This window comes from Streptomyces sp. NPDC051582 (assembly GCF_040681715.1).
In the GTDB taxonomy this organism is placed as follows: domain Bacteria; phylum Actinomycetota; class Actinomycetes; order Streptomycetales; family Streptomycetaceae; genus Streptomyces.
In genome coordinates this window covers 1-23,495 of the sequence record NZ_JBFAZJ010000018.1, presented here as the reverse complement: position 1 = coordinate 23,495, position 23,495 = coordinate 1, and the positions used below count along the sequence as shown (strand labels likewise).

General features: G+C 72.1%; 26 protein-coding genes. 20 read left to right on the top strand and 6 right to left on the bottom strand.

Annotation, left to right across the window (positions count from 1 at the left end):
* Nucleotides 1-94 precede the first annotated feature (94 nt).
* Complete coding sequence (gene dnaE / locus AB0M92_RS23050) at nt 95-3,637, top strand: DNA polymerase III subunit alpha (RefSeq protein ID WP_366104160.1); 3,543 nt, start codon at nt 95-97, stop codon at nt 3,635-3,637.
* Between the two features lie 106 nt (nt 3,638-3,743).
* Here dnaE and AB0M92_RS23045 read toward each other — a convergent pair whose 3' ends face one another.
* A complete protein-coding gene (locus AB0M92_RS23045) occupies nt 3,744-3,911 on the bottom strand; it encodes a hypothetical protein (RefSeq protein WP_366104159.1) in 168 nt (55 codons plus the stop codon).
* A 222-nt stretch (nt 3,912-4,133) separates the two neighbouring features.
* On the opposite strand from AB0M92_RS23045, the gene AB0M92_RS23040 reads away from it, so the two are divergent.
* From AB0M92_RS23040 to AB0M92_RS23025, 4 genes are all read left to right on the top strand, one after another.
* Nucleotides 4,134-5,441 (top strand): NYN domain-containing protein, encoded by a 1,308-nt coding sequence (locus tag AB0M92_RS23040; RefSeq protein WP_366104158.1) that lies wholly within the window; start codon nt 4,134-4,136, stop codon nt 5,439-5,441.
* Nucleotides 5,442-5,596: 155 nt separating this feature from the next.
* Nucleotides 5,597-6,571, top strand: coding sequence for an ABC transporter ATP-binding protein (locus tag AB0M92_RS23035; protein ID WP_366104265.1), 975 nt, complete (start codon nt 5,597-5,599; stop codon nt 6,569-6,571).
* On the top strand, nt 6,568-7,422 hold the full coding sequence (locus AB0M92_RS23030) for an ABC transporter permease (RefSeq protein WP_366104157.1): 855 nt from the start codon (nt 6,568-6,570) through the stop codon (nt 7,420-7,422). Before AB0M92_RS23035 ends, AB0M92_RS23030 begins: the two co-directional genes overlap by 4 nt.
* An 89-nt stretch (nt 7,423-7,511) precedes the next feature.
* A complete protein-coding gene (locus tag AB0M92_RS23025) occupies nt 7,512-8,195 on the top strand; it encodes a hypothetical protein (protein ID WP_366104156.1) in 684 nt (227 codons plus the stop codon).
* 29 nt (nt 8,196-8,224) lie between these two features.
* On the opposite strand, the gene ybaK is transcribed toward AB0M92_RS23025, so the two are convergent.
* The 3 genes from ybaK to AB0M92_RS23010 form a co-directional block, all read right to left on the bottom strand.
* Nucleotides 8,225-8,716 (bottom strand): Cys-tRNA(Pro) deacylase, encoded by a 492-nt coding sequence (ybaK, locus tag AB0M92_RS23020; protein WP_366104155.1) that lies wholly within the window; start codon nt 8,714-8,716, stop codon nt 8,225-8,227.
* 13 nt (nt 8,717-8,729) lie between these two features.
* Nucleotides 8,730-9,470 (bottom strand): LON peptidase substrate-binding domain-containing protein, encoded by a 741-nt coding sequence (locus AB0M92_RS23015; RefSeq protein WP_366104154.1) that lies wholly within the window; start codon nt 9,468-9,470, stop codon nt 8,730-8,732.
* Between the two features lie 61 nt (nt 9,471-9,531).
* Nucleotides 9,532-11,133 (bottom strand): oxidoreductase, encoded by a 1,602-nt coding sequence (locus AB0M92_RS23010; protein WP_366104153.1) that lies wholly within the window; start codon nt 11,131-11,133, stop codon nt 9,532-9,534.
* Between the two features lie 125 nt (nt 11,134-11,258).
* On the opposite strand from AB0M92_RS23010, the gene hisD reads away from it, so the two are divergent.
* From hisD to hisF, 8 genes are read left to right on the top strand one after another with little or no spacing between them, the layout of a single operon-like run.
* Nucleotides 11,259-12,581, top strand: coding sequence for a histidinol dehydrogenase (gene hisD / locus AB0M92_RS23005; RefSeq protein WP_366104152.1), 1,323 nt, complete (start codon nt 11,259-11,261; stop codon nt 12,579-12,581).
* Nucleotides 12,578-13,714 (top strand): histidinol-phosphate transaminase, encoded by a 1,137-nt coding sequence (locus tag AB0M92_RS23000; protein WP_366104151.1) that lies wholly within the window; start codon nt 12,578-12,580, stop codon nt 13,712-13,714. The genes hisD and AB0M92_RS23000 overlap by 4 nt, the downstream gene beginning before the upstream one ends.
* Nucleotides 13,711-14,304: an imidazoleglycerol-phosphate dehydratase HisB gene (gene hisB, locus AB0M92_RS22995; RefSeq protein WP_030155936.1), complete on the top strand. Its 594-nt coding sequence runs from the start codon at nt 13,711-13,713 to the stop codon at nt 14,302-14,304. Before AB0M92_RS23000 ends, hisB begins: the two co-directional genes overlap by 4 nt.
* Nucleotides 14,305-14,306: 2 nt before the next feature.
* Complete coding sequence (locus AB0M92_RS22990) at nt 14,307-14,474, top strand: hypothetical protein (RefSeq protein WP_366104150.1); 168 nt, start codon at nt 14,307-14,309, stop codon at nt 14,472-14,474.
* Complete coding sequence (gene hisH / locus AB0M92_RS22985; protein WP_366104149.1) at nt 14,471-15,121, top strand: imidazole glycerol phosphate synthase subunit HisH; 651 nt, start codon at nt 14,471-14,473, stop codon at nt 15,119-15,121. The genes AB0M92_RS22990 and hisH overlap by 4 nt, the downstream gene beginning before the upstream one ends.
* Nucleotides 15,121-15,852 carry a bifunctional 1-(5-phosphoribosyl)-5-((5-phosphoribosylamino)methylideneamino)imidazole-4-carboxamide isomerase/phosphoribosylanthranilate isomerase PriA gene (priA, locus tag AB0M92_RS22980; RefSeq protein WP_366104148.1) on the top strand — a complete coding sequence of 244 codons (732 nt, stop codon included), beginning with the start codon at nt 15,121-15,123 and terminating at the stop codon, nt 15,850-15,852. Before hisH ends, priA begins: the two co-directional genes overlap by 1 nt.
* Entirely contained in the window at nt 15,849-16,244 is a 396-nt protein-coding gene (locus AB0M92_RS22975) for a RidA family protein (protein WP_366104147.1), read from the top strand. The genes priA and AB0M92_RS22975 overlap by 4 nt, the downstream gene beginning before the upstream one ends.
* Nucleotides 16,241-16,996, top strand: a complete 756-nt coding sequence (hisF, locus tag AB0M92_RS22970; RefSeq protein WP_366104146.1) for an imidazole glycerol phosphate synthase subunit HisF — start codon at nt 16,241-16,243, stop codon at nt 16,994-16,996. Before AB0M92_RS22975 ends, hisF begins: the two co-directional genes overlap by 4 nt.
* An 80-nt stretch (nt 16,997-17,076) precedes the next feature.
* On the opposite strand, the gene AB0M92_RS22965 is transcribed toward hisF, so the two are convergent.
* Both AB0M92_RS22965 and AB0M92_RS22960 read right to left on the bottom strand, forming a co-directional pair.
* Nucleotides 17,077-17,565 carry a hypothetical protein gene (locus AB0M92_RS22965; RefSeq protein WP_366104145.1) on the bottom strand — a complete coding sequence of 163 codons (489 nt, stop codon included), beginning with the start codon at nt 17,563-17,565 and terminating at the stop codon, nt 17,077-17,079.
* 223 nt (nt 17,566-17,788) lie between these two features.
* Nucleotides 17,789-18,421: a TIGR03085 family metal-binding protein gene (locus AB0M92_RS22960; protein ID WP_366104144.1), complete on the bottom strand. Its 633-nt coding sequence runs from the start codon at nt 18,419-18,421 to the stop codon at nt 17,789-17,791.
* Between the two features lie 84 nt (nt 18,422-18,505).
* Between AB0M92_RS22960 and hisI the strand changes: the two genes are divergently transcribed.
* The 7 genes from hisI (at nt 18,506) to AB0M92_RS22925 (ending at nt 23,162) form a co-directional block, all read left to right on the top strand.
* Nucleotides 18,506-18,868 (top strand): phosphoribosyl-AMP cyclohydrolase, encoded by a 363-nt coding sequence (gene hisI / locus AB0M92_RS22955; RefSeq protein WP_366104143.1) that lies wholly within the window; start codon nt 18,506-18,508, stop codon nt 18,866-18,868.
* 19 nt (nt 18,869-18,887) lie between these two features.
* Nucleotides 18,888-20,378, top strand: coding sequence for an anthranilate synthase component I (locus AB0M92_RS22950; protein ID WP_366104142.1), 1,491 nt, complete (start codon nt 18,888-18,890; stop codon nt 20,376-20,378).
* A gap of 14 nt (nt 20,379-20,392) precedes the next feature.
* The gene (locus tag AB0M92_RS22945; protein ID WP_366104141.1) at nt 20,393-21,046 is read left to right on the top strand and encodes a TIGR02234 family membrane protein; all 654 of its coding nucleotides are present in this window, start codon (nt 20,393-20,395) and stop codon (nt 21,044-21,046) included.
* A gap of 113 nt (nt 21,047-21,159) precedes the next feature.
* A complete protein-coding gene (locus AB0M92_RS22940) occupies nt 21,160-21,411 on the top strand; it encodes an HGxxPAAW family protein (protein WP_366104140.1) in 252 nt (83 codons plus the stop codon).
* A gap of 69 nt (nt 21,412-21,480) precedes the next feature.
* Nucleotides 21,481-21,963, top strand: a complete 483-nt coding sequence (locus tag AB0M92_RS22935) for a DUF2752 domain-containing protein (RefSeq protein WP_366104139.1) — start codon at nt 21,481-21,483, stop codon at nt 21,961-21,963.
* 171 nt (nt 21,964-22,134) lie between these two features.
* Nucleotides 22,135-22,944 carry an indole-3-glycerol phosphate synthase TrpC gene (gene trpC / locus AB0M92_RS22930; protein WP_359176260.1) on the top strand — a complete coding sequence of 270 codons (810 nt, stop codon included), beginning with the start codon at nt 22,135-22,137 and terminating at the stop codon, nt 22,942-22,944.
* A gap of 8 nt (nt 22,945-22,952) precedes the next feature.
* Entirely contained in the window at nt 22,953-23,162 is a 210-nt protein-coding gene (locus AB0M92_RS22925) for a tryptophan synthase subunit(beta) (protein WP_366104138.1), read from the top strand.
* Nucleotides 23,163-23,495 lie beyond the last annotated feature (333 nt).

Genomic DNA, 23,495 nt, shown 5'->3' with positions numbered 1-23,495 from the left:
ACGCCCGACCGTACCCGTCCGTGCCCGGGATCTGTCACTCCCGGGACGTAGGATTCATAGCTGCCGCCGCCCCCACCGTCAGGAGCCACCCGCCGTGACCAAGCCGCCGTTCACGCACCTGCACGTCCACACCCAGTACTCGCTGCTGGACGGTGCCGCGCGGCTGAAGGACATGTTCAACGCGTGCAACGAGATGGGCATGACGCACATCGCCATGTCCGACCACGGCAACCTGCACGGTGCGTACGACTTCTTCCACACCGCCCAGAAGGCCGGGATCACGCCGATCATCGGCATCGAGGCGTACGTGGCCCCCGAGTCCCGGCGCAACAAGCGGCGCATCCAGTGGGGCCAGCCGCACCAGAAGCGCGACGACGTCTCCGGTTCCGGCGGTTACACCCACAAGACCATCTGGGCCTCGAACGCCACCGGCCTGCACAACATCTTCCGGCTGTCCTCCGACGCGTACGCCGAGGGCTGGCTCACGAAGTGGCCGCGGATGGACAAGGAGACCATCTCCAAGTGGTCCGAGGGCCTGATCGCCTCCACCGGCTGCCCGTCCGGCGAGGTGCAGACCAGGCTGCGCCTCGGCCAGTTCGACGAGGCCGTGCAGGCCGCCTCCGACTACAAGGACATCTTCGGCGAGGGGCGCTACTTCCTGGAGCTGATGGACCACGGCATCGAGATCGAGCGCCGGGTGCGCGACGGGCTGCTGGAGATCGGCAAGAAGCTCGGCATCCCGCCGCTGGTGACGAACGACTCGCACTACACGTACGCGAGCGAGGCCACCGCGCACGACGCCCTGCTGTGCATCCAGACCGGCAAGAACCTCTCGGACCCGGACCGCTTCCGCTTCGACGGCACCGGCTACTACCTCAAGTCGACCGACGAGATGTACGCCATCGACTCCTCGGACGCCTGGCAGGAGGGCTGTGCCAACACGCGGCTGGTCGCGGACCAGATCGACACCGAGGGCATGTTCAAGTTCCGGAACCTGATGCCGAAGTTCGACATCCCGGAGGGCCACACCGAGGTCAGCTGGTTCCGCGAGGAGACCATGCGCGGCATGCACCGCCGCTACCCCGGCGGCATCCCGGACGACCGGATGCAGCAGGCCGAGTACGAGATGGACACGATCATCTCGATGGGCTTCCCGGGCTACTTCCTCGTGGTCGCCGACTTCATCATGTGGGCCAAGAACCAGGGCATCGCGGTGGGCCCGGGCCGCGGCTCCGCGGCCGGCTCGATCGTCGCGTACGCCATGGGCATCACCGACCTCGACCCGCTCACCCACGGCCTGATCTTCGAGCGGTTCCTGAACCCCGAGCGCGTCTCCATGCCCGACGTCGACATCGACTTCGACGAGCGCAGGCGCGTCGAGGTGATCCGGTACGTGACCGACAAGTACGGAGCCGACAAGGTCGCCATGATCGGCACCTACGGCACCATCAAGGCCAAGAACGCGATCAAGGACTCCGCGCGCGTCCTGGGCTACCCGTACGCCATGGGCGACCGCCTCACCAAGGCCATGCCCGCCGACGTCCTCGGCAAGGGCATCCCGCTCTCCGGCATCCTCGACCCGCAGCACCCCCGCTACGGCGAGGCCGGCGAGATCCGCGGGATGTACGAGAACGAGCCGGACGTGAAGAAGGTCATCGACACCGCCCGCGGTGTGGAGGGCCTGGTCCGCCAGATGGGCGTGCACGCCGCCGGCGTGATCATGTCCAGCGAGACGATCACCGACCACGTGCCCGTCTGGGTGCGGCACACCGACGGCGTGACCATCACCCAGTGGGACTACCCGAGCTGCGAGTCGCTCGGCCTGCTGAAGATGGACTTCCTCGGCCTGCGCAACCTCACGATCATGGACGACGCCGTCAAGATGGTGAAGGCCAACAAGGGGATCGACATCGATCTCCTGGCCCTCCCGCTCGACGACCCCAAGACCTTCGAACTGCTCGGCCGCGGCGACACCCTCGGCGTGTTCCAGTTCGACGGCGGGCCCATGCGCTCCCTGCTGCGCCTGATGAAGCCCGACAACTTCGAGGACATCTCCGCCGTCTCGGCCCTGTACCGGCCGGGCCCGATGGGCATGAACTCGCACACGAACTACGCCCTGCGCAAGAACAAGCAGCAGGAGATCACCCCGATCCACCCGGAGCTTGAGGGGCCGCTCGAAGAGGTGCTCGCGGTCACCTACGGCCTGATCGTCTACCAGGAGCAGGTCCAGAAGGCCGCCCAGATCATCGCCGGGTACTCGCTCGGCGAGGCCGACATCCTGCGTCGCGTGATGGGCAAGAAGAAGCCCGAGGAGCTGGCGAAGAACTTCGTCATCTTCGAGGCGGGCGCCAAGGAGAAGGGCTTCAGCGACCAGGCGATCAAGGCCCTGTGGGACGTCCTGGTCCCCTTCGCCGGCTACGCCTTCAACAAGGCCCACTCGGCCGCGTACGGCCTGGTCTCCTACTGGACCGCCTACCTCAAGGCGAACTTCCCGGCCGAGTACATGGCGGGCCTGCTCACCTCGGTCAAGGACGACAAGGACAAGTCCGCGATCTACCTGAACGAGTGCCGGCGCATGGGCATCAAGGTGCTCCCGCCGAACGTCAACGAGTCCGAGCCGAACTTCGCGGCCCAGGGCGACGACGTGATCCTCTTCGGCCTCACCGCGGTGCGCAACGTCGGCCAGAACGTCGTCGAGTCGATCATCAAGACCAGGAAGGCCAAGGGGAAGTACTCCACGTTCCCCGACTTCCTGGACAAGGTGGAGGCCGTCGTCTGCAACAAGCGCACCGTCGAGTCGCTGATCAAGGCCGGCGCCTTCGACGAGATGGGCCACACCCGCAAGGGCCTGGTCGCCCACCACGAGCCGATGATCGACAACGTGGTCGCGGTCAAGCGCAAGGAGGCCGAGGGACAGTTCGACCTCTTCGGCGCAATGGGTGACGAGGGCGCGAGCGACGAGCCGGGCTTCGGGCTCGACGTCGAGTTCTCCGACGTGGAGTGGGAGAAGTCCTACCTCCTCGCCCAGGAGCGCGAGATGCTCGGGCTGTACGTCTCCGACCACCCGCTCTTCGGCCTGGAGCACGTGCTCTCCGACAAGACGGACGCCGGCATCTCCCAGCTGACCGGCGGCGAGCACTCCGACGGCGCCGTCGTCACCATCGGCGGCATCATCTCGGGCCTCCAGCGCAAGATGACCAAGCAGGGCAACGCCTGGGCCATCGCCACCGTCGAGGACCTCGCCGGCTCCATCGAGTGCATGTTCTTCCCGGCGACGTACCAGCTCGTCTCCACGCAGCTGGTCGAGGACACCGTCGTCTTCGTCAAGGGCCGTCTCGACAAGCGCGAGGACGTCCCCCGGCTCGTCGCCATGGAGATGATGGTCCCCGACCTCTCCTCCGCCGGGACGAACGCCCCCGTCGTCCTCACCATCCCGACGGTCAAGGTCACGCCTCCGATGGTCACCCGGCTGGGCGAGATCCTGCGGCACCACCGGGGCAACACCGAGGTCCGCATCAAGCTCCAGGGGCCGCGCTCCACCACCGTGCTGCGCCTCGACAAGCACCGGGTCCAGCCCGATCCCGCGCTCTTCGGCGACCTCAAGGTGCTCCTCGGGCCGTCCTGCCTGGCCGGATAGCGCCGGTCGCGGGGGGCCTCGTACGGGCCCGCCGCCGTAGCGGTACGTGAAGAAGGGCGCGCCCAGAGCTCTGGGCGCGCCCTCGTACGTGGTGCTCGCGGAGGCGTCAGTTGTGGCCGAACTTCTTCTGCTTGCCCTTGCGCGCCATGTCCATCGGACTCGGGGCGCCGCCCGAGGGCTCGGACACCGATTCCGTCGAGCTCTTCGACGGATCCTGCGAGGACGAGCGGGTCTGCTGCTTCTGTTCGTGCTGGCGGTTCTTGTTCTTGGCCATGGTGGAGCCTCCGTGAGGGTCTAGGGGCCAGGACCGCCTTCACCCTCACACGGCGCCACAAACCGCGCATTTTGGATCTTTACTGCGTGTAGTCGGCCGCCCCTCCTCCCCGGCCCGGAAAACATCCGCCACGCCGATGATCGAGTTCCGGCCGTCAACACCCTTGCGGTCGGGCAGACTCGGGGAACCCGCGACACACACAGAGGATCCCCAGGGAAGAGGGTGGTACGCGTGGACCGCTGCGTCGTCCTGGTGGACGCCGGCTATCTGCTGGGCGCCGCCGCCAGTCTTCTCGCCGGGGAGCCCTCCCGCTCCCGCATCACCGTCGACCATGCCGCCCTGATCCAGGGCCTGCGCGAGCGAGCCGAGGCCGACACCGAGCAGCCCCTGCTGCGCATCTACTGGTTCGACGGCGCACCCGACCGGGTGCCCCAGCCCGAGCACCGGCGGCTGCGCGTCATGCCCCGCGTCACCGTCCGCCTGGGCGCCCTGACCCGCAGCGACGGCCGCTGGGCGCAGAAGGGGGTGGACGCCGCCATGCACGCCGAGCTCACCGAGCTGGCCCGCAACCGCGCCTGCTCCGACGTCGTGCTCGTCACGGGCGACGGGGACCTGCTGCCCGGCCTGATGTCCGCCAAGGAGCACGGGGTCGCCGTCCACCTGTGGGCCGTCCAGGCCGCCGACGGCGACTACAACCAGTCCGAGGACCTCGTCGCCGAGGCCGACGAGCGCCGCGTCCTGGACCGGGCCTGGATCACCCGGGCCGTCCGCGCCAAGGACCTCGCCGGACTGTGCGCGCCGCCCCCCGCGCCCCGCCCCGAGATCGCGGCCATCCTCTCCGCCCCGCTGCCCGAGGCGGCCCTCGCCGAGGCCGCCCGCAGCGCCGGGACCAACGGCGCCGCGGCCCCCGCCCCCGCCGAGCCCGAAGGCGCCGGCGCCCCCGTGCCCGCCCCCGCCGCCGGGGGCAAGACCGTACCCACGCCCAAGGACCTCGCCGGCTCGCTGCGCGCACCCGGTCAGCAGCCCGGCCCCGCGGGCGGCCACGGCAACAACGTCCAGCCCCCGGCCGGCAGCGCCCTGCGCTGGTCCTCCGACAAGGGCTGGATCGACCGGGCCGGACCGCTCGGCGAGCCCGCCGAGACCGCCTCGCTGCCCACCCTCGCCCAGCTCACCAGCGCCGAGCAGCGCTGGGCGGACCGCGAGGAGGACATCACCACCGTCGGCGGCGACCCCTTCGAGGTCGGCCAGGTGTTCGCCCGGCGCTGGATGGAACGCCTGCCGGAAACCGTCCACCTGCAGAAACTCGCCACGATGTACCCGCGGATCCCGCACCGCATCGACGGGGAGCTGCTGCGCTACGCGGCCCGCTTCGGGCTGCTCGCGCACAAGGACGACCAGATCGACGAGCACGACCGCTACGCCATCCGCGCCGGGTTCTGGCGGGAGATCGACGTCCGCGCCGCCGCGGAACACGTCGCCGGCACCCCCTCCGCCGTGGCCGCGGCACCGGCCTCGCCGACGGCCGAGTAGGTCCCGACCACGTCGCCGGCACCGGCGCCGGACAGGACGTCGGGGACACCTCCCGGCGGTGGCCGGACGAAAGCCGCGTAGGCTGCTCCCTCGTGAGTACGGGCACAGCAGCAGCACAACCGAACACGGCAGCGGCCGCGGACGCGGCCTCGGACGTGGTCTGCGCGGTGCGTGACCTGGTCAAGACGTATCCCGCGGTACGGGGACGGCGAGGGGCTCCCGCCCTGCCCGAGACCCGCGCCACCGACGGGATCTCCCTGGACGTGCGGCGCGGCGAGATCTTCGGCCTGCTCGGCCCCAACGGCGCCGGCAAGTCCACCCTGGTCCGCCAGCTCACCGGCCTGATGCGGCCCGACTCCGGCTCCGTGAACCTGCTCGGCCACGACCTCGTACGCCACCCCGAGCGGGCGGCCCGGCTGCTCGCCTACCTCGGGCAGGAGTCCACCGCCCTCGACGAGCTCACCGTCGCACTGGCCGCCGAGACCACGGGACGGCTGCGCGGGCTCGACGTACGGACGGCGCGGGCCGAGCGGGACGCCGTACTGGAGGAGCTCGGGCTGACCGCGATCGCCGGGCGGCCCCTGAAGAAGCTCTCCGGAGGGCAGCGGCGCCTGGCGTGCTTCGCCGCCGCGCTGGTCGGACAGCGGCCGGTGCTGGTCCTCGACGAGCCCACGACCGGCATGGACCCCGTGGCCCGGCGGGCCGTGTGGGCGGCCGTGGACCGGCGACGCGCCCAGTACGGGGCCACCGTCCTGCTCGTCACGCACAACGTCATCGAGGCCGAGACCGTCCTGGACCGGGTCGCCGTCATCGACCAGGGCCGGGTCATCGCCTGCGATTCCCCGGCCGGGCTGAAGGCGCGGGTCTCCGGCGAGGTCCGGCTGGAGCTGGTGTGGCGCGAGAGCGCCCCGATGGACGTGCCCGAGGTCGCGCGGCTCGGCGGGGACGCCGTCGTGTCGGGACGCCGCTGGGTGATGCGACTGGCACCGGACGAGGCGCGCGCCGCGGTGGCCGCGGTCACGGGCGGGGCGGCCTTCGCGGCCCTCGACGACTTCACCCTGGCGACACCCAGCCTGGAGGACGTGTACCTCGCCCTCGGCGGGAAGACGAAAGGGCTGGTCAAGTCATGAGCGAGCGCACATCCGGCGCGGTGGCACAGGCCGTCGGGCCGGCTCCGGCGCCGGGGGCGGCCGCGGCCGCGGCGACGGGCCCCGTGTCCCGTCCGGCGGCGCCCCTGGCACCGCAGGCGCGGCTGTTTCCCGCGCTGGCCGCCGTGTACCGGGCGCAGCTGTCCCGGGCCCGGGTGTCGCGGATCCCGCTGCTGTTCGTGGCCACCTTCCAGTCCGTCGGGATCATGATCCTGATGCGGGGCGTGGTGGACGGCGGCTCGGAGGCGCGGGCCGTCGTCGCCGGCTCCTCCGTGCTGGTCGTCGCCTTCGTCGCGCTGAACCTGCTCGCCCAGCACTTCGGGCAGCTGCGCGCCAGCGGCGGGCTGGACCACTACGCCACGCTGCCCGTGCCGCCCGCTTCCGTGGTGCTGGGCGCGGCCGCCGCGTACGCCTCCTTCACGCTGCCGGGCACGCTGGTGACTGCGGTGTTCGGATGCCTGCTGTTCGGCCTGCCGATGGGCGGCCTGTGGATCCTGGCGGCGGTGGTGCCGCTGGCCGGGGCCGCGCTGGCCGGGCTGGGGGCGGCGCTCGGACTGCTGGCGCCGCGGCAGGAGCTGGCCACGCTGGCCGGGCAGCTCGGCATGTCGGCGGCGCTGCTGCTGGGGGTGCTGCCGCCGGAGCGGATGCCGGACGTGATCGTGTGGGCGCGGGACCTGCTGCCCTCCACCTACGGGGTGGAGGCCTTCGCCCGTACCTTCGCACCGCATCCCGACTGGGCGGCGGTCGGACTGGACCTCGGGGTGTGCGGGGCGGTGGGCGTGCTCTCGCTGGCCCTCGCGACGTGGGCGTACCGGCGGGCGGCCGTCCGCTGAAGCGGCGGACGCCCGGGGGAGCGCCGGGGCGCTCGCCGCAGGGCGGTCCTGCTGATGTCGGCGCCGTCGGCACCTGGCACGATGTGGGGGTGACCGAAGCCGTGACCACGCCCTCCCCGCACGAACCGCCGCCGCCGCCCGAGAAGCCGGGCGGTTCCGCCGGGGGCATCACCCCCGCGGACATCCGCGACGGGGCCGCCGTGGCCCTGGTGATCGGGGCGGCCGGGGTGCTGCTCGGGGTGCTGTGGGCGTGGCTGGCGCCGAAGGCGCAGTACGTCTCGAACGGCGAGGCCGTCTTCCTGAAGAACTCCGAGAGCGAATCCCGGATCGGGGCCGACGGGACGTTCTTCCTGCTGTCGCTGGGGCTCGGCCTGCTGAGCGCCGTGCTCGTGTTCCTGTGGCGGCGCCGCGGCGGTGTCCCGCTGGTCATCGGGCTGATGATCGGATCCTGCTTCGCCTCCCTGGTGGGGTGGCGAACGGGGCTGTGGCTCGGGCCGTCCTCGGACGTGGCCGCCGCCGCCGTGAAGGCGGGGAAGGGGGTGGCGTTCGACGCGCCCCTCCAGGTGCTGGCGCAGGGGGTGCTGCTGGTCTGGCCGATGGTCGCCGTGGCCGTCCACCTCGGCCTGACGGCCCTGTGGACCCCGCACGACCCGGACCCGTCCGACACCGAACCCGAATGGGGGGCCTACCCCGCGCCCCACGTCCACGGGGCTCCCGCCCCGGCGGCGCCGGACCCCTCGGACCCGGCCTCGCCGGAGCCCCCGAGGCGCTGACCGCCCGCACCGCGCGCAGCGGATCCCGCCTACGCGCGGGCGATCGGGGCCACGGTGGCGTCCGTGAGCGTCGCCAGGGTGGCGGGCGGGAGCTCCACCTCCAGGCCCCGGCGGCCCGCCGAGACGCAGATCGTTGCGTGCGCCCCCGCCGACTCGTCCACCACCGTCCGCAGCCGCTTGCGCTGGCCCAGCGGGGAGATGCCGCCCCGCACGTAGCCCGTGGTGCGCTCCGCCAGCGCCGGGTCGGCCATGGCCGCCCGCTTTCCGGAGACGGCGGTGGCGAGCGCCTTCAGGTCCAGGCTCCCCGACACCGGGACCACCGCCACCGTCAGCACGCCGTCCACCTCCGCGACCAGCGTCTTGAAGACCCGGTCCGGGGAGACCCCCATGGCCTGGGCCGCCTCCTCGCCGTACGAGGGGTGCGCCGGATCGTGCTCGTACGAGTGCACCGTGAACTGCGCCCGGGCGGAGTTCAGGGCCGCGATCGCCGGAGTCCCCGCAGGGGCTTTCTTCTTCGCCATCAGTCCTTCGCCATCAGTTCGGGCTCGTCGGCGCGCGCGTCAGGTCCACCGCCGGCAGCGACGGCAGGTGGCGGATGACGGCCGTCTCCGCGCGCAGCAGCTTCAGTTCCTCCGCGAGCCGCGTCGCGGTGTCCGGCGCCTGCAGCAGCCGCTGCTTCGCCGGGATGTCCAGTACGGCCGCGGCCGCCACCAGGTACGAGACCACCGACGGCTCGTCCGGCAGGTCCGCCGCCGAGGCCAGGGACCGCTCCCGGGCGCCGGCCAGCCGCTTCTGGTAGTTGCGGAAGGCCCGCAGGACCCCCTCCGCCAGCGCGCCCGCGCCCTCGCCCGCGTCCTCCGGCAGCTCCTCCAGCTCCGCGACCAGGTACGGGCCCGAGGCGTCCACCGACAGCAGGCGCACCCGCGCCGTACCGGTGGCGAGCACCTCGAAGCTGCCGTCCTCCCGCTCCCGGATCGTCGCCGCGTCCGCGATGCAGCCCACCCGGTGGAAGGCCTGGACCGGGTCCGGGCCGAAGCCCGCCGTCGGGCCCCGCTCGGGCAGCGCCGTCTGGTCCGGCAGGCCCGGCGCGGTGGGCGCGACCTCCCGGCCGTCGCGGATGGCCACGACCGCGAAACGGCGCGGCTCCTCGTCGCCGGTCTTCAGCAGCTCGCGCATCATGGCGCGATAACGCTCCTCGAACACGTTCAGCGGGAGGACGAGTCCCGGGAACAGCACCGAGTTCAGCGGGAAGAGGGGCAGGCGAACGGAGGTCACGAGGCACAGGGTAGTGGCCGGGGGCCAGGGCCTGTCACCTCAGTTGTTCGCACGCGCCCGGTCACCCGCGCCTCAGCAGCCGTGAGGCTCCCGCCGCCACCGTCGTCGCCAGGGTCCAGCCCAGCAGGACCAGCGCCGCCGAGCCCCACTGCCAGCCGCCCTGTACGTCCCACTGGCCGTCCTGGCCGAGATCGATCACCGGGAGCAGCAGGTCCAGGGCGTACAGGGCGGCGTCCCAGTGCGGGTGCTCGTCCGCCTTGATCGGGGGCGGCTCGTGCCGGGAGAACAGCAGGGCGCCCGCCGCCCACAGCACCGCCATCCACAGCGCGGCCCGGCCCGGGCGGTACCCGTACGCCACGGTCCAGTCCTGGAGGTACCCCCAGGCCTTGAGCGCCGGCGGCAGGGTGGCCCGGCGCCGGCGCTGCTTGGCCAGCAGCACCTCGCGGGCGTCCGAGTCCTCGCCGCTGGCGCGCAGTACGGAGGCCAGCCGCTCGTACGGCTCCGGCGAGTACTCGCGGGTGGCCGCCGCCACCCAGTCGAGGCGGCGCGCCAGCGGGAAGTGGCCGCGCGGTGCGAGGTTCTCGTACGCGAAACCCTCCATCGAGAACCCGCCCGGGCCGGGCCAGCTGGTGGAGGTGTCGACCAGCTTGACCACCTTCGCCCCCGACAGCACCACCCGTCCCCGTTCCGGCCGCTCCCCGACGAACCGCAGCTCCGGGGTCTGGATCCGGCGCAGCGAGACCTCCTGCTCCTCGGTCAGGACGAACCGGGCGCCGTAGAAGTCGACGGCGTCGCCGAAGCGGCCGTCGTCCAGGCGCAGCCCGCCCCGGCACTCGAAGCGCTGGGCCCGCTGCCCGCGCGTGGGCGTCTGGCCGAGCCCGTACGGGGGAGTGGAGGAACCGGAGTCGCCGGGTACGTAGTCCAGGGCGATCGAGGTCAGGTACAGGGTCCGCTCGACGGTCAGCTGCGGGGCGTTCAGCGCGCGCCGCCCGTGCGGATTGCGCAGCCGGGCCCCGCGCAGGTTCATCGACACGCCGACCTTCGCGCCGCGCAGGCTCACCTCCCCGTCCGTTTCCAGCAGCTCGCCCTGGAAGTCCTGCGCGACCGACATCCCGTCCGCGGCGATGGCCCGGCCCTTGTTGTCCCGGCGCACCACGGCCTGGCTGATCAGCAGGTCGGTCCCGATCTGCGCGTCGGTCAGCCGGATCCCGCGGGCCACGCGGCAGCGCGGCAGGTGCAGATCGCCCTCGGTGTGCAGCCGGGAGGCGTCCAGCCGCGGTATCGCGCAGTTGATCATGCGCAGCGTGATGAACCGGGTCTCCGACAGCTGGATCTCACTGTCGAAGCGACAGGACTGGAGTTCGACGTACGGCTGTACGGTGCCGCCGGACAGGTCGAGCCGCCCCGTGATCCGTACGCCGCGCAGCTTCAGCGAGGCCACCCGGCCCGGCACCGGCGGCGGCCCGTGGAGCAGCAGCAGCGCCACCACCTGGGCGCGGACGCTGCGCCCGGCGCCCCAGCTGCGCCCGCTGTCGTGCGGATCGTCCTCGTTGGCGGCGCGGGCGCTGAGATCGCAGACGATCCCCGTCCGGTACGCCTGCCACATGCGGCGTTCGGGATCGGTGAGATCCGCGGGCTGCTCGCCCGCCCGTGCCTCCGCCATGGCGGCCCCCCTCCGCTGCGCATACGTGTAGGGGGAACGCTAAGGGGCGCCCGTGACATCCGGGGCGTGTATCAGCCAGTGATACGGGCGGACGGTGGCGGGAGACGGTCTGAGAGAATTGGGAGGTGATCTCTCGTATCGACCTGCGCGGTGACGCCCTCCCCGAGGGCGGCGCCCTGCGCGACCTGCTGCCCCGTGCCGAGTTCGACGTGGAGGCCGCCCTGGAAAAGGTGCGGCCCATCTGCGAGGACGTCCATCATCGCGGCACGGCGGCGCTGATCGAGTACGCGCAGAAGTTCGACGGCGTCACGCTGGAGCAGGTCAGGGTCCCCGCCGCGGCCCTCAAGACCGCCCTCGAAGAGCTGGACCCGGCCGTGCGCGCCGCGCTGGAGGAGTCCATCCGGCGCGCCAGGATCGTCCACCGCGAGCAGCGCCGCGGTGAGCACACCACCCAGGTGGTCCCCGGCGGAACCGTGACCGAGAAGTGGGTTCCGGTCGAGCGCGTGGGTCTGTACGCCCCGGGCGGCCGCTCCGTGTACCCGTCCTCCGTCGTCATGAACGTCGTCCCGGCGCAGGAGGCGGGCGTCGAGTCGATCGCGCTCGCGTCCCCGCCGCAGAAGGAGTTCGGCGGGCTGCCGCACCCGACGATCCTCGCCGCGTGCGCGCTGCTCGGCGTGGACGAGGTGTACGCGGCAGGCGGCGCCGTGGCCGTCGCGATGTTCGCGTACGGCACGCAGGACTGCCTCCCCGTCAACATGGTGACGGGCCCCGGCAACATCTGGGTGGCCGCCGCCAAGCGCTACTTCACCGGCCGCATCGGTATCGACACCGAGGCCGGCCCCACCGAGATCGCGGTCCTCGCGGACTCCACGGCCGACCCGGTGCACGTCGCCGCCGACCTGATCAGCCAGGCCGAGCACGACCCGCTGGCCGCCGCCGTGCTCGTCACGGACTCGGAGGAGCTCGCGGCCGCCGTCGAGCGCGAGCTGGAGCCGCAGGTCGCGGCCACCAAGCACGTCGAAGACCGGATCAGGCCGGCGCTCGCGGGCAGGCAGTCCGCGATCGTGCTGGTCGACAGCCTGGAGGACGGCCTCAAGGTCGTCGACGCGTACGGCGCCGAGCACCTGGAGATCCAGACCGCCGACGCCGCCGCCTGGGCCGCCCGCGTGCGCAACGCCGGTGCGATCTTCGTCGGCCCGTGGGCCCCGGTCTCGCTCGGCGACTACTGCGCCGGGTCGAACCACGTACTGCCCACCGGCGGCTGCGCCTGCCACTCCTCCGGCCTGTCCGTGCAGTCCTTTCTGCGCGGCATCCACATCGTCGACTACACGCGCGACGCCCTCGCCGAGGTCACCCACCACGTGGTGACCCTCGCCGAGGCCGAGGACCTGCCGGCGCACGGCGCGGCCCTCAAGGCGCGCTTCGGGTGGAAGGTTCCCGTCACGTGACCTCGTACGACCAGGTCGGCATCGACGACCTCCCCATCCGGGACGAGCTGCGCGGCAAGACCCCGTACGGCGCACCGCAGCTCGACGTGCCCGTCCAGCTGAACACCAACGAGAACCCGTACGAGCTGCCCGCCGAGCTCGTCGCGCGGATCGCCGAGCGGGTCGCCGAGGCCGCCCGCACGCTCAACCGCTATCCCGACCGGGACGCGGTCGAGCTGCGGACCGAGCTGGCCGCGTACCTCACCCGCACCGGCAAGCACCCGGTCGCGCGGGAGAACGTATGGGCCGCCAACGGCTCCAACGAGGTCATCCAGCAGCTGCTGCAGACCTTCGGCGGGCCCGGCCGGACCGCGATCGGCTTCGAACCCTCGTACTCCATGCACGCGCTCATCGCGCGCGGCACCGGCACGGCCTGGATCTCCGGCCCGCGCCGCGAGGACTTCACGATCGACGTGGAGGCGGCCGAGCGGGCGATCGCGGAGAGCAAGCCGCACGTCGTCTTCATCACCTCGCCCAACAACCCCACGGGTACCGCGGTCGGGGCGGAGACCGTCCTCGCGCTCTACGAGGCCGCGCAGGCGGCGCGTGCCGATCAGAGTTCGGCCTCCCTGGTCATCGTGGACGAGGCGTACGTGGAGTTCAGCCACCGGGACTCGCTCCTGCCGCTGATCGAGGGCAGGCCGAACCTGGTGGTCTCCCGGACCATGTCCAAGGCCTTCGGCGCGGCCGGGCTGCGCCTGGGCTACCTGGCCGCCCACCCGGCCGTGGTCGACGCCGTCCAGCTCGTACGCCTGCCGTACCACCTGTCGGCCGTCACCCAGGCGACGGCGCTGGCCGCCCTGGAGTACACGGACACCCTGCTCGGCTACGTCGAACAGCTCAAGGCCGAGCGGGACCGCCTGGTCACCGAGCTGCGGGCCATCGGCTACGAGGTCACCGAGTCCGACGCGAACTTCATCCAGTTCGGGAAGTTCGAAGACGCGCACACCGCCTGGCAAAAGATCCTCGACCAGGGTGTCCTGGTCAGGGACAACGGCGTACCGGGCCGGCTGCGGGTCACCGCCGGCACCCCCGAAGAGAACGACGCGTTCCTGGAAGCGGTTCGCGCACTGAAGAAGGAGCAGCACGCATGAGCCGCATCGGACGGGTCGAACGGACCACGAAGGAGACCTCGGTCCTCGTCGAGATAAACCTCGACGGCACGGGCAAGGTCGACGTCTCGACGGGCGTGGGCTTCTACGACCACATGCTCGACCAGCTCGGCCGCCACGGCCTCTTCGACCTCACGGTCAAGACGGACGGCGACCTGCACATCGACAGCCACCACACCATCGAGGACACCGCCCTCGCGCTCGGCGCCGCCTTCAAGCAGGCCCTCGGCGACAAGGTCGGCATCTACCGCTTCGGCAACTGCACCGTGCCGCTCGACGAGTCCCTCGCCCAGGTGACCGTCGACCTGTCGGGCCGCCCGTACCTCGTGCACACCGAGCCCGAGAACATGGCGCCGATGATCGGCGAGTACGACACGACGATGACCCGGCACATCTTCGAGTCCTTCGTCGCGCAGGCCCAGATCGCCCTGCACATCCACGTCCCCTACGGCCGCAACGCCCACCACATCGTGGAGTGCCAGTTCAAGGCCCTCGCCCGCGCCCTGCGCTACGCGGCGGAGTTCGACCCGCGCGCCGCCGGCATCCTGCCCTCCACGAAGGGCGCCCTCTAGCCGTGAACGGCCTGAACACCATCCTCATCGTCCTCGGCCTCTTCCTGGCCGGCGGCGTGTACTCCTTCCAGAAGCAGAAGATGCCCAAGTCGGTCGTCATCCTGCTGGCCTTCGCCTCCGCGATGTGCCTCGCGGCGGGAGTCCTGCGAATCCAAGGAATCTGGGAATGAGCGCAGCCCGACCGACCAAGACGGTCGTCGTCTTCGACTACGGCTTCGGAAACGTACGTTCCGCCGAGCGCGCGCTGGCGCGGGTCGGGGCGGACGTCGAGATCACCCGCGACTACGACAAGGCCATGGACGCCGACGGACTGCTCGTCCCCGGCGTCGGGGCCTTCTCCGCGTGCATGCAGGGGCTCAAGGACGTCCGCGGCGACTGGATCATCGGCCGCCGGCTCTCGGGCGGGCGGCCCGTCATGGGCATCTGCGTCGGCATGCAGATCCTCTTCGAGCGCGGCATCGAGCACGGCGTGGAGACGGAGGGCCTCGACGAGTGGCCCGGCACCGTCGAGCCGCTGCGCGCCCCGGTCGTGCCGCACATGGGCTGGAACACCGTGGACGCCCCGGCCGACAGCCAGGCCTTCAAGGGCCTGGACGACGAGGCCCGCTTCTACTTCGTGCACTCGTACGCGGTCCGCGACTGGAGCCTGGAGGTCACCAACCCGGCGATCCGGGCCCCCAAGGTCACCTGGGCCACCCACGGCGAGCCCTTCGTCGCGGCGGTGGAGAACAGGGCCCTGTGGGCCACCCAGTTCCACCCCGAGAAGTCCGGCGACGCCGGTGCCCAGCTCCTCACCAACTGGATCGAGACCCTCTGATGACCGCCAGCAAGCTCGAACTGCTGCCTGCCGTCGACGTCCGCGACGGCCAGGCCGTCCGCCTCGTGCACGGAGTGTCCGGCAGCGAGACCTCGTACGGGTCCCCGCTCCAGGCCGCCCTCGCCTGGCAGGCGTCCGGGGCCGAGTGGCTCCACCTCGTCGACCTCGACGCCGCCTTCGGCACCGGTGACAACCGCGCCCTCGTCGCCGAGATCACCGGCGCCATGGACATCAAGGTCGAGCTGTCCGGCGGCATCCGCGACGACGCCTCGCTCGCCGCGGCCCTCGCCACCGGCTGCACCCGCGTCAACCTCGGCACCGCCGCCCTGGAGACCCCCGAGTGGGCCGCCAAGGCCATCGCCGAGCACGGGGACAAGATCGCGGTCGGGCTCGACGTACGCGGTACGACCCTCAAGGGCCGCGGCTGGACCAGCGAGGGCGGGGACCTCTACGAGACCCTCGCGCGCCTGGACTCCGAGGGCTGCGCCCGGTACGTCGTCACCGACATCGGCAAGGACGGCACGCTGACCGGCCCCAACCTGGAGCTGCTGAAGAACGTCTGCGCCGCCACCGACCGGCCCGTCGTGGCCTCCGGCGGCATCTCCTCGCTGGACGACCTGCGGGCGCTGGCCGGTCTGGTGCCGGCGGGCGTCGAGGGCGCCATCGTCGGCAAGGCCCTGTACGCGAAGGCCTTCACCCTGGAAGAAGCCCTGAAGGTGGTCTCCGCATGAGTTCCGACGAACCGCGCCGCATCTCTTCCGGCGGCCCCTACGAGGACGTGATCGGCTACTCCCGCGCCGTGCAGCTCCCGCACGGGCTCGTGCTCGTCTCCGGCTGCACCGCCGGCGACGCGGGCGGTCCGTACGACCAGACCGTGGCCGCGTTCGGCGTCGCCTTCAAGGCCCTCGCCCAGGTCGGACTCGGCCCGGAGAACGTGGTGCGCACCCGCATGTACCTCACCCACGCCCGCGACGTGGACGAGGTGGGCCGCGCCCACAAGACCCTCTTCGACGCCGTCCGGCCCGCCGCGACGATGCTGATCGTCTCCGGCTTCGTCGACCCGTCGATGGTCGTCGAGGTCGAGGTCGAGGCGTACGGCCCGGTGCAGGAGGCCTCCGCATGACCCTCGCCGTACGCGTGATCCCCTGCCTCGACGTGGACAACGGCCGCGTCGTCAAGGGCGTCAACTTCCAGAACCTGCGGGACGCCGGCGACCCGGTGGAGATGGCCAAGCTGTACGACGCCGAGGGCGCCGACGAGCTGACCTTCCTCGACATCACCGCGTCCTCCGGGAACCGCGAGACCACCTACGACGTGGTGCGCCGCACCGCCGAGCAGGTCTTCATCCCGCTGACCGTGGGCGGCGGCGTCCGCACCGCGCAGGACGTGGACAAGCTGCTGCGGGCCGGCGCCGACAAGGTCGGCGTGAACACCGCCGCCATCGCCCGGCCCGAGCTGATCCGGGAGATCGCGGAGCGGTTCGGCCGCCAGGTGCTGGTGCTGTCCGTGGACGCCCGCCGCACCGCGACCGGCTCCTTCGAGGTCACCACGCACGGCGGCCGCCAGGGCACCGGCATGGACGCCGTCGAGTGGGCGCACCGGGCGGCCGAGCTGGGCGCCGGGGAGATCCTGCTGAACTCGATGGACGCCGACGGCACGAAGGACGGGTACGACACCGAGATGATCGCGGCCGTGCGCAGGCACGTCACGGTCCCGGTGATCGCCTCGGGCGGCGCCGGCAAGCTGGAGCACTTCGCCCCGGCCATCACGGCCGGCGCCGACGCGGTGCTCGCCGCCTCGGTGTTCCACTTCGGCGACCTGCGGATCGGCCAGGTCAAGGAAACGCTGCGCGAGGCGGGCCACCCGGTCCGCTGACCCTCGCCGGGCCGCACCGGCCGGGGTGACGGGGGGCGAGCCCCCCCGTCACCGGCCGGGCGGCCGCGCCGGGAGACGACCTAGCGGAAGTCGTCGAACGAGCCGGAGTCGTCCTGCTGGTCCGGCGCCTGCTGCTCGGGCATCTGCTGCTCGGGCATCTGCTCCTGCGACGCCTGCTCCTCCGGCGCCTGCGGCTTCTCCTGCTTGTCCGTCTGCTGCTGCTCCTGGTCGCGCATCTGACGGAAGACCACCGCGGCGGCGTGGAAGTCGCCGGCCTTGTCACCCGGCTGCAGGGTGGCGACCGGCTCGCCCGCACACGCCGCGTCCTCGAACAGCAGGGCCTGCGAGTCGGTCCTGTTCACGACTTCGAGCACCTTCGACGAGGCGGACGGCAGCGCGTGGCACTGGTCCCCGCCGACATCCTTGACCTGGGCGTTCTTCTCGGCGTTCTGCTGGTCCACGTACACGTAGTCGAGGACCTTGCCCTCGTCGGCGAACGCCTGGGCTCCGGCGGGGAGGACCAGTGCGAGGGCTCCGGCGAGCGCGGCGGCAGTGGTGCGAAGACGCATGGGGTTTCCGTTCCTTCCACGGTGACGACACCGAACCGGTCGGCATCCGTGACGGAGCGTAGGGAGGGGCGGGGTGCGGAAACCTTTCGCCCCGGGGCGCCATGCCCGTTTTCACCGGCCCGGCGGTACCGGTGCTCCGCGGCGCCCCGCCCCGGAGCCCCCGCCCCGGAGCCCCCGCCCCGGAGCCCCCGCCCCGGAGCCCCCGCCCCGGAGCCCCCGCGCCTCAGATGCCGAGTTTGGCCGTCGTCAATTTCGCGACGGCCTCCTTCGGGCCGTCCAGTTCCACCGCGGCCGCGTCCTGGCGGCCGAAGCAGAAGAGGGTCAGCTCGCCCGGCTCGCCGGTGACCGTCACCACCGGGGTGCCCTTGTGCGCCACCGCGGTCTGCCCGTTCGGGCGGCGCAGCACCAGGCCCACCGGCGAGCGGCGGCCCGTGAGGCGGGCCAGCTTCTCCAGACGGGACCACAGGGCGTCCGAGAACACCGGGTCCAGCGCGCGCGGCGTCCAGTCCGGCTGGGCTCGCCGTACGTCCTCGGCATGGACGTAGAACTCCACCGCGTTGGCCGCCTCGTCGATCTGCTTCAGCGAGTAGAGGGACATTTTCGGCGGGCCGGTCCGGATCAGCTGGATCAGTTCCTCGTACGGCTTGGCCGTGTACTCGGCCATCGCCTTGTCCAGCCGGTCCTTCAAGACGTTCAGCAGCAGGCCGCCCGCCGCGTCCGGGCGGCGCTCCCGGACCACCACGTGCGCCGCCAGTTCCCGGGCCCGCCAGCCGTGGCACAGTGTCGGTGCCTCCGGTCCCGCGGCCTCCAACAGGTCCGCCAGCAGCAGGCGTTCGCGCTTCGCATGGGTAGACATGGGGGTCACCCTACGACCGGCGGCCCCGCTTCGCCCGCTCATCAGGCGGACGGTGATCCGTCACGGCCTCCCGGGCGCGGCACAATGGCCCCCATGAGTACGTCCTCCCTCGATCCCGCCATCGCCGCCCGGCTCAAGCGCTCCGCGGACGGTCTGGTCCCGGCCATCGCCCAGCAGTACGACACCGGTGAGGTGCTCATGCTCGGCTGGATGGACGACGAGGCCTTGCACCGCACCCTGACCACCGGCCGCTGCACGTACTGGTCCCGCAGCCGCCGGGAGTACTGGGTGAAGGGGGACACGTCCGGTCACTTCCAGCACGTGAAGTCCGTGGCCCTCGACTGCGACGGCGACACCCTCCTCGTCAAGGTCGACCAGGTCGGTGCCGCCTGCCACACGGGCGCCCGCACGTGCTTCGACGCCGATGTCCTTCCGCTGGCCGAATAGGCAGTTAGGGTCCCACCCCATGGATCTTGAGACGTTCCGCAAGCTCGCGGCGGACCGCCGCGTCATCCCCGTGAGCCGCAAGCTCCTGGCCGACGGTGACACCCCCGTCGGGCTCTACCGCAAGCTGGCCGCCGAACGCCCGGGCACCTTCCTCCTGGAGTCCGCGGAGAACGGCCGCTCCTGGTCCCGCTACTCCTTCGTCGGCGTACGCAGCGCCTCCACGCTGACCGTCCAGGACGGCCGCGCGCACTGGATCGGGACCCCGCCGGTCGGCGTGCCCACCGACGGCGACCCGCTCGAAGCCCTGCGCGCCACCGTGCAGACCCTGCACACGCCGCGCGACCTCGCCGCCGGGATGCCGCCCTTCACCGGCGGCATGGTCGGCTACCTCGGCTACGACATCGTGCGCCGCCTGGAGCGCATCGGCGAGCACACCGCCGACGACCTGCGGCTGCCCGAGCTGACCATGCTGCTCACCTCCGACCTGGCGGTCATGGACCACTGGGACGGCACGGTCCAGCTCATCGCCAACGCCATCAACCACAACGACCTCGACACCGGCGTGGACGAGGCGTACGCGGACGCCGTGGCCCGGCTCGACGCGATGGAAGCCGATCTCGCACGGCCCGCCCCGTACACGCCCACCCCGCTGCCCGCCTCCGAGCTCCCGGAGTTCTCGGCTCTCTGGGGCGGCGAGAAGTACCAGGAGGCCGTCGAGGACATCAAGGAGCGGATCCGGGCCGGCGAGGCCTTCCAGGTGGTGCCCTCGCAGCGGTTCGAGACCCCCTGCGCCGCCTCCGCGCTGGACGTCTACCGGGTGCTGCGGGCCACCAACCCGTCCCCGTACATGTACCTGTTCCGCTTCGAGAACGGCTTCGACGTCGTCGGCTCCAGTCCGGAAGCCCTGGTCAAGGTCGAGGACGGGCGGGCCATGGTCCACCCGATCGCCGGCACCCGCCACCGCGGGGCCACCCCGCAGGAGGACCACGAGCTCGCCGAGGAGCTGCTGGCCGATCCCAAGGAGCGCGCCGAGCACCTGATGCTCGTCGACCTGGGCCGCAACGACCTGGGCCGGGTCTGCGAGCCGGGATCGGTCGAGGTCGTCGACTTCATGTCGATCGAGCGGTACTCGCACGTCATGCACATCGTCTCGACCGTCACCGGGCGGGTCGCCGAAGGTCGCACCGCCTTCGACGTGCTGACCGCCTGCTTCCCGGCCGGCACCCTCTCGGGCGCGCCCAAGCCGCGCGCCATGCAGATCATCGAGGAGCTGGAGCCCACCCGGCGCGGCCTGTACGGCGGCTGCGTCGGCTACCTCGACTTCGCCGGGGACTCCGACACGGCCATCGCGATCCGCACGGCGCTGCTGCGCGACGGCACGGCGTACGTGCAGGCCGGCGCGGGAGTCGTCGCGGATTCGGTGCCCGAGCTGGAGGACCTGGAGTGCCGCAACAAGGCGGCCGCCGTGCTGCGCGCGGTGGGAGCGGCGAACCGGCTGAACGGCGCGTGACGCGGTAGGGGATAGTGGGGTGCGTGAGTGCCGTACCCCCACCCCGAAACGACGACGCCCCCGACGCCCCGCAGGCCCCGGACGGCCGCGGCGGACGCCGCAGCGTGGCCGTCGCCCTGCTGCTCGGCGCGCTCGGCGCCACCGTCGTCCTGCTCGCCTCCGGCCGCGTCTGGGCCCGGGGCACCGCCGCCGTGGGGGGCGGCTCGCTGCCGCTGACCGCGGACGGGCGGGCCGTCACCGGGCTGCCGGCGGCCCTGGCCATCGTGGGCCTCGCGGCCCTGGTGGCCGTGTTCGCCGTACGCGGCAGGAGCCGGCTGCTGGTCTCCGGGCTGCTCGCGCTGAGCGGCCTGGGCGCGGCCCTGGCCGCCGTACTGGCCGCGGACGACCGGCAGGCCCTGGACGCGCAGGCGGCCCGTACGACGGCGGACACCGCGGCGCAGGTGGGGGCGCTGACCCACACGGCCTGGCCCTACATCACGGCCGCCGGCGGGGCGCTGATCCTGATCGCCGGACTGCTGGCCCTGCGGTTCGGCAGCGGCTGGCCCGCGATGGGCGGCCGCTACGAGCGTGACGGCAGCCCGCGGCCCCGCAAGGCGGCGGTGGTGGACCCGGACCGGCCCGAGGACCTGTGGAAGGCCCTCGACCGCGGCGAGGACCCCACCCGCTGACCGCGCACGCCGCCCGGTGCGGGACAATGAGCACCGAGCATTCGACGCAAGCCGTGCTTCCGAGCACCCTGCGTCTTCTGAACACCCTGCGACAGAGCAACGAGGAGCAACTCATGGCGGGCACTAGCCACGGACACACCCCGGCCGCCTGGACCGGTGTCATCATCGCCTTCATCGGTTTCTGCATCTCCGGCGCCTTCATGGTGCTCGCCAACCCGCTCGGGTTCTGGGCCGGTCTCGTCGTCGTCGCGCTCGGCGGTGTGGTCGGTCTGGCGATGAAGGCCGCGGGCATGGGCATGCCGAAGGCAGCCCACCAGGACCTGGCCGTGGTCATCGCCGCCAACAAGGCCGCCGCCAAGGTCTGACCGGTGCACACCCGAAAGGCGCGGCCCCGTTGGGCTGCGCCTTTTGTCATGAGCGGAGACAATCAGCGCGTGGACGCCCCTCACAGCCCCTACGCCGTGCCTCCCGTGCCTCCCGTGCCTCCCGGGCCGGGGCCCGCGCCCGCGCCCGTCCGGAGCCGCCTGCGGCGGCTGGCCGCGCCGGGGCTGACGCTGGCCGCGGCGGGCCTGGCGTTTGCGTACGTGGGCGCCGTGGATCCCAATGAACCCGGTCACTATCCGGTCTGCCCGCTATTTCGGCTGACCGGAATCCTGTGCCCCGGATGCGGCGGTCTGCGCAGTGCGCACGCCTTCGCCCAGGGCGACCTGATCACCGCTTTGGGGGCAAATGCCCTGGCCGTCGCGGGCTACTTCGTCTTCGCGGGCTTCATGATGTTGTGGCTGGTTCGCGCCTACCGCGGCGGTCCGACCCCGCGCTTTGTCCTGCGGCGGCCGCACTGGTGGGCCGTCGGGGTGCTGGCCCTGGTCTTCGTGGTGGTCCGAAACCTGCCGTTCGGAGCCGCGCTGGCCCCGTGAGACCTGGAGATTCCCTTATGAATCCCGGATTCCGAATGTCCATTCCATGGGACGCCGTCAACCGCGTGCGGAGGGCAAGGCCTCCTGCGGATACCATTTGATTGCTGACCTTGCAGTTGTACGTGTCTGCAAGGCGGCCGACCGTCATCGACCCGGAAGGGGGCCGCTCGCGTGAGTGTGCTCGACGAGATCATCGAAGGGGTCCGCGAAGACCTTGCCGAACGGCAGGCCCGCGTGAGCCTCGACGAGCTCAAGGAGCGTGCCGCCAAGGCGCCCCAGGCCAAGGACGGCGTCGCTGCCCTGCGCGGCGACAGCGTCAAGGTGATCTGCGAGGTCAAGCGCTCCAGCCCCTCCAAGGGCGCGCTGGCCGCGATCGCGGATCCGGCCGGGCTCGCCGCCGACTACGAGGCGGGAGGTGCGGCGGTCATCTCCGTCCTCACCGAGCAGCGCCGTTTCGGCGGCTCGCTGGCCGACCTGGAGGCCGTCCGTGCACGCGTGGACATCCCGATCCTGCGCAAGGACTTCATCGTCACGGCGTACCAGCTGTGGGAGGCCCGCGCCTACGGCGCCGACCTCGTGCTGCTCATCGTCGCGGCCCTGGAGCAGGAGGCCCTCGTCTCCCTGATCGAGCGGGCCGAGTCCATCGGCCTCACCCCGCTCGTCGAGGTCCACGACGAGGACGAGGTCGAGCGCGCGGTTGCGGCCGGCGCCAAGATCATCGGTGTCAACGCCCGCAACCTCAAGGACCTCAAGGTCGACCGCTCCACCTTCGAGCGCGTCGTCGGCGAGATCCCGCCCCACATCGTCAAGGTCGCCGAGTCCGGCATCCGCGGGCCGCACGACCTGATCGCCTACGCCAACGAGGGCGCCGACGCCGTCCTCGTCGGGGAGTCCCTGGTGACCGGACGCGACCCGAAGGCGGCCGTGGCCGACCTCGTCGCCGCCGGCGCCCACCCCGCCCTGCGCCACGGGCGGAGCTGACCCGTCCCATGGCCCCCGACCGTCCCACCGTCCGCACCCGACCGGGCCACGGCCCGGCCGACGTGCCGACGGCGCACGCGCCCCTGGCGCGCGGCTGCCGCCCCCGCGGCTGCCGCGCCCCGGCCCGGCGCGTCCACGGGCGGCGGGTCCGGTACGTGATCGGCTCCGAGCCCGGTCAGGTCAACGGCATGCGATGGCGCACCGCAGGCGCGCCGTAACGAGGACCGGACCGGTCCGGTACGCCTGACCACGCCGTCGCCTTCCGACGGTGTGGGCGTACCGCCCCGCGCGGTGCTCGCTTACGGTCCGTCGCCCCGGGCCGCCGGCCCCGGGCACGGACCGCTGCGCCCGTACGCATCCCCACCCCCACAGCGGGGTGCGCGTGCGGCGGGCCCACGGCGCAATACGGTGCATCCATCCCATCGCACCCGTAGGAGTACTGGCCATGTCCAGCAACTCGTTCTTCGTTCCGGACCCGGAGGGTCACACCCCGAACGCCGAGGGTTATTTCGGTGAGTTCGGTGGCAAGTTCATCCCGGAGGCGCTGGTCG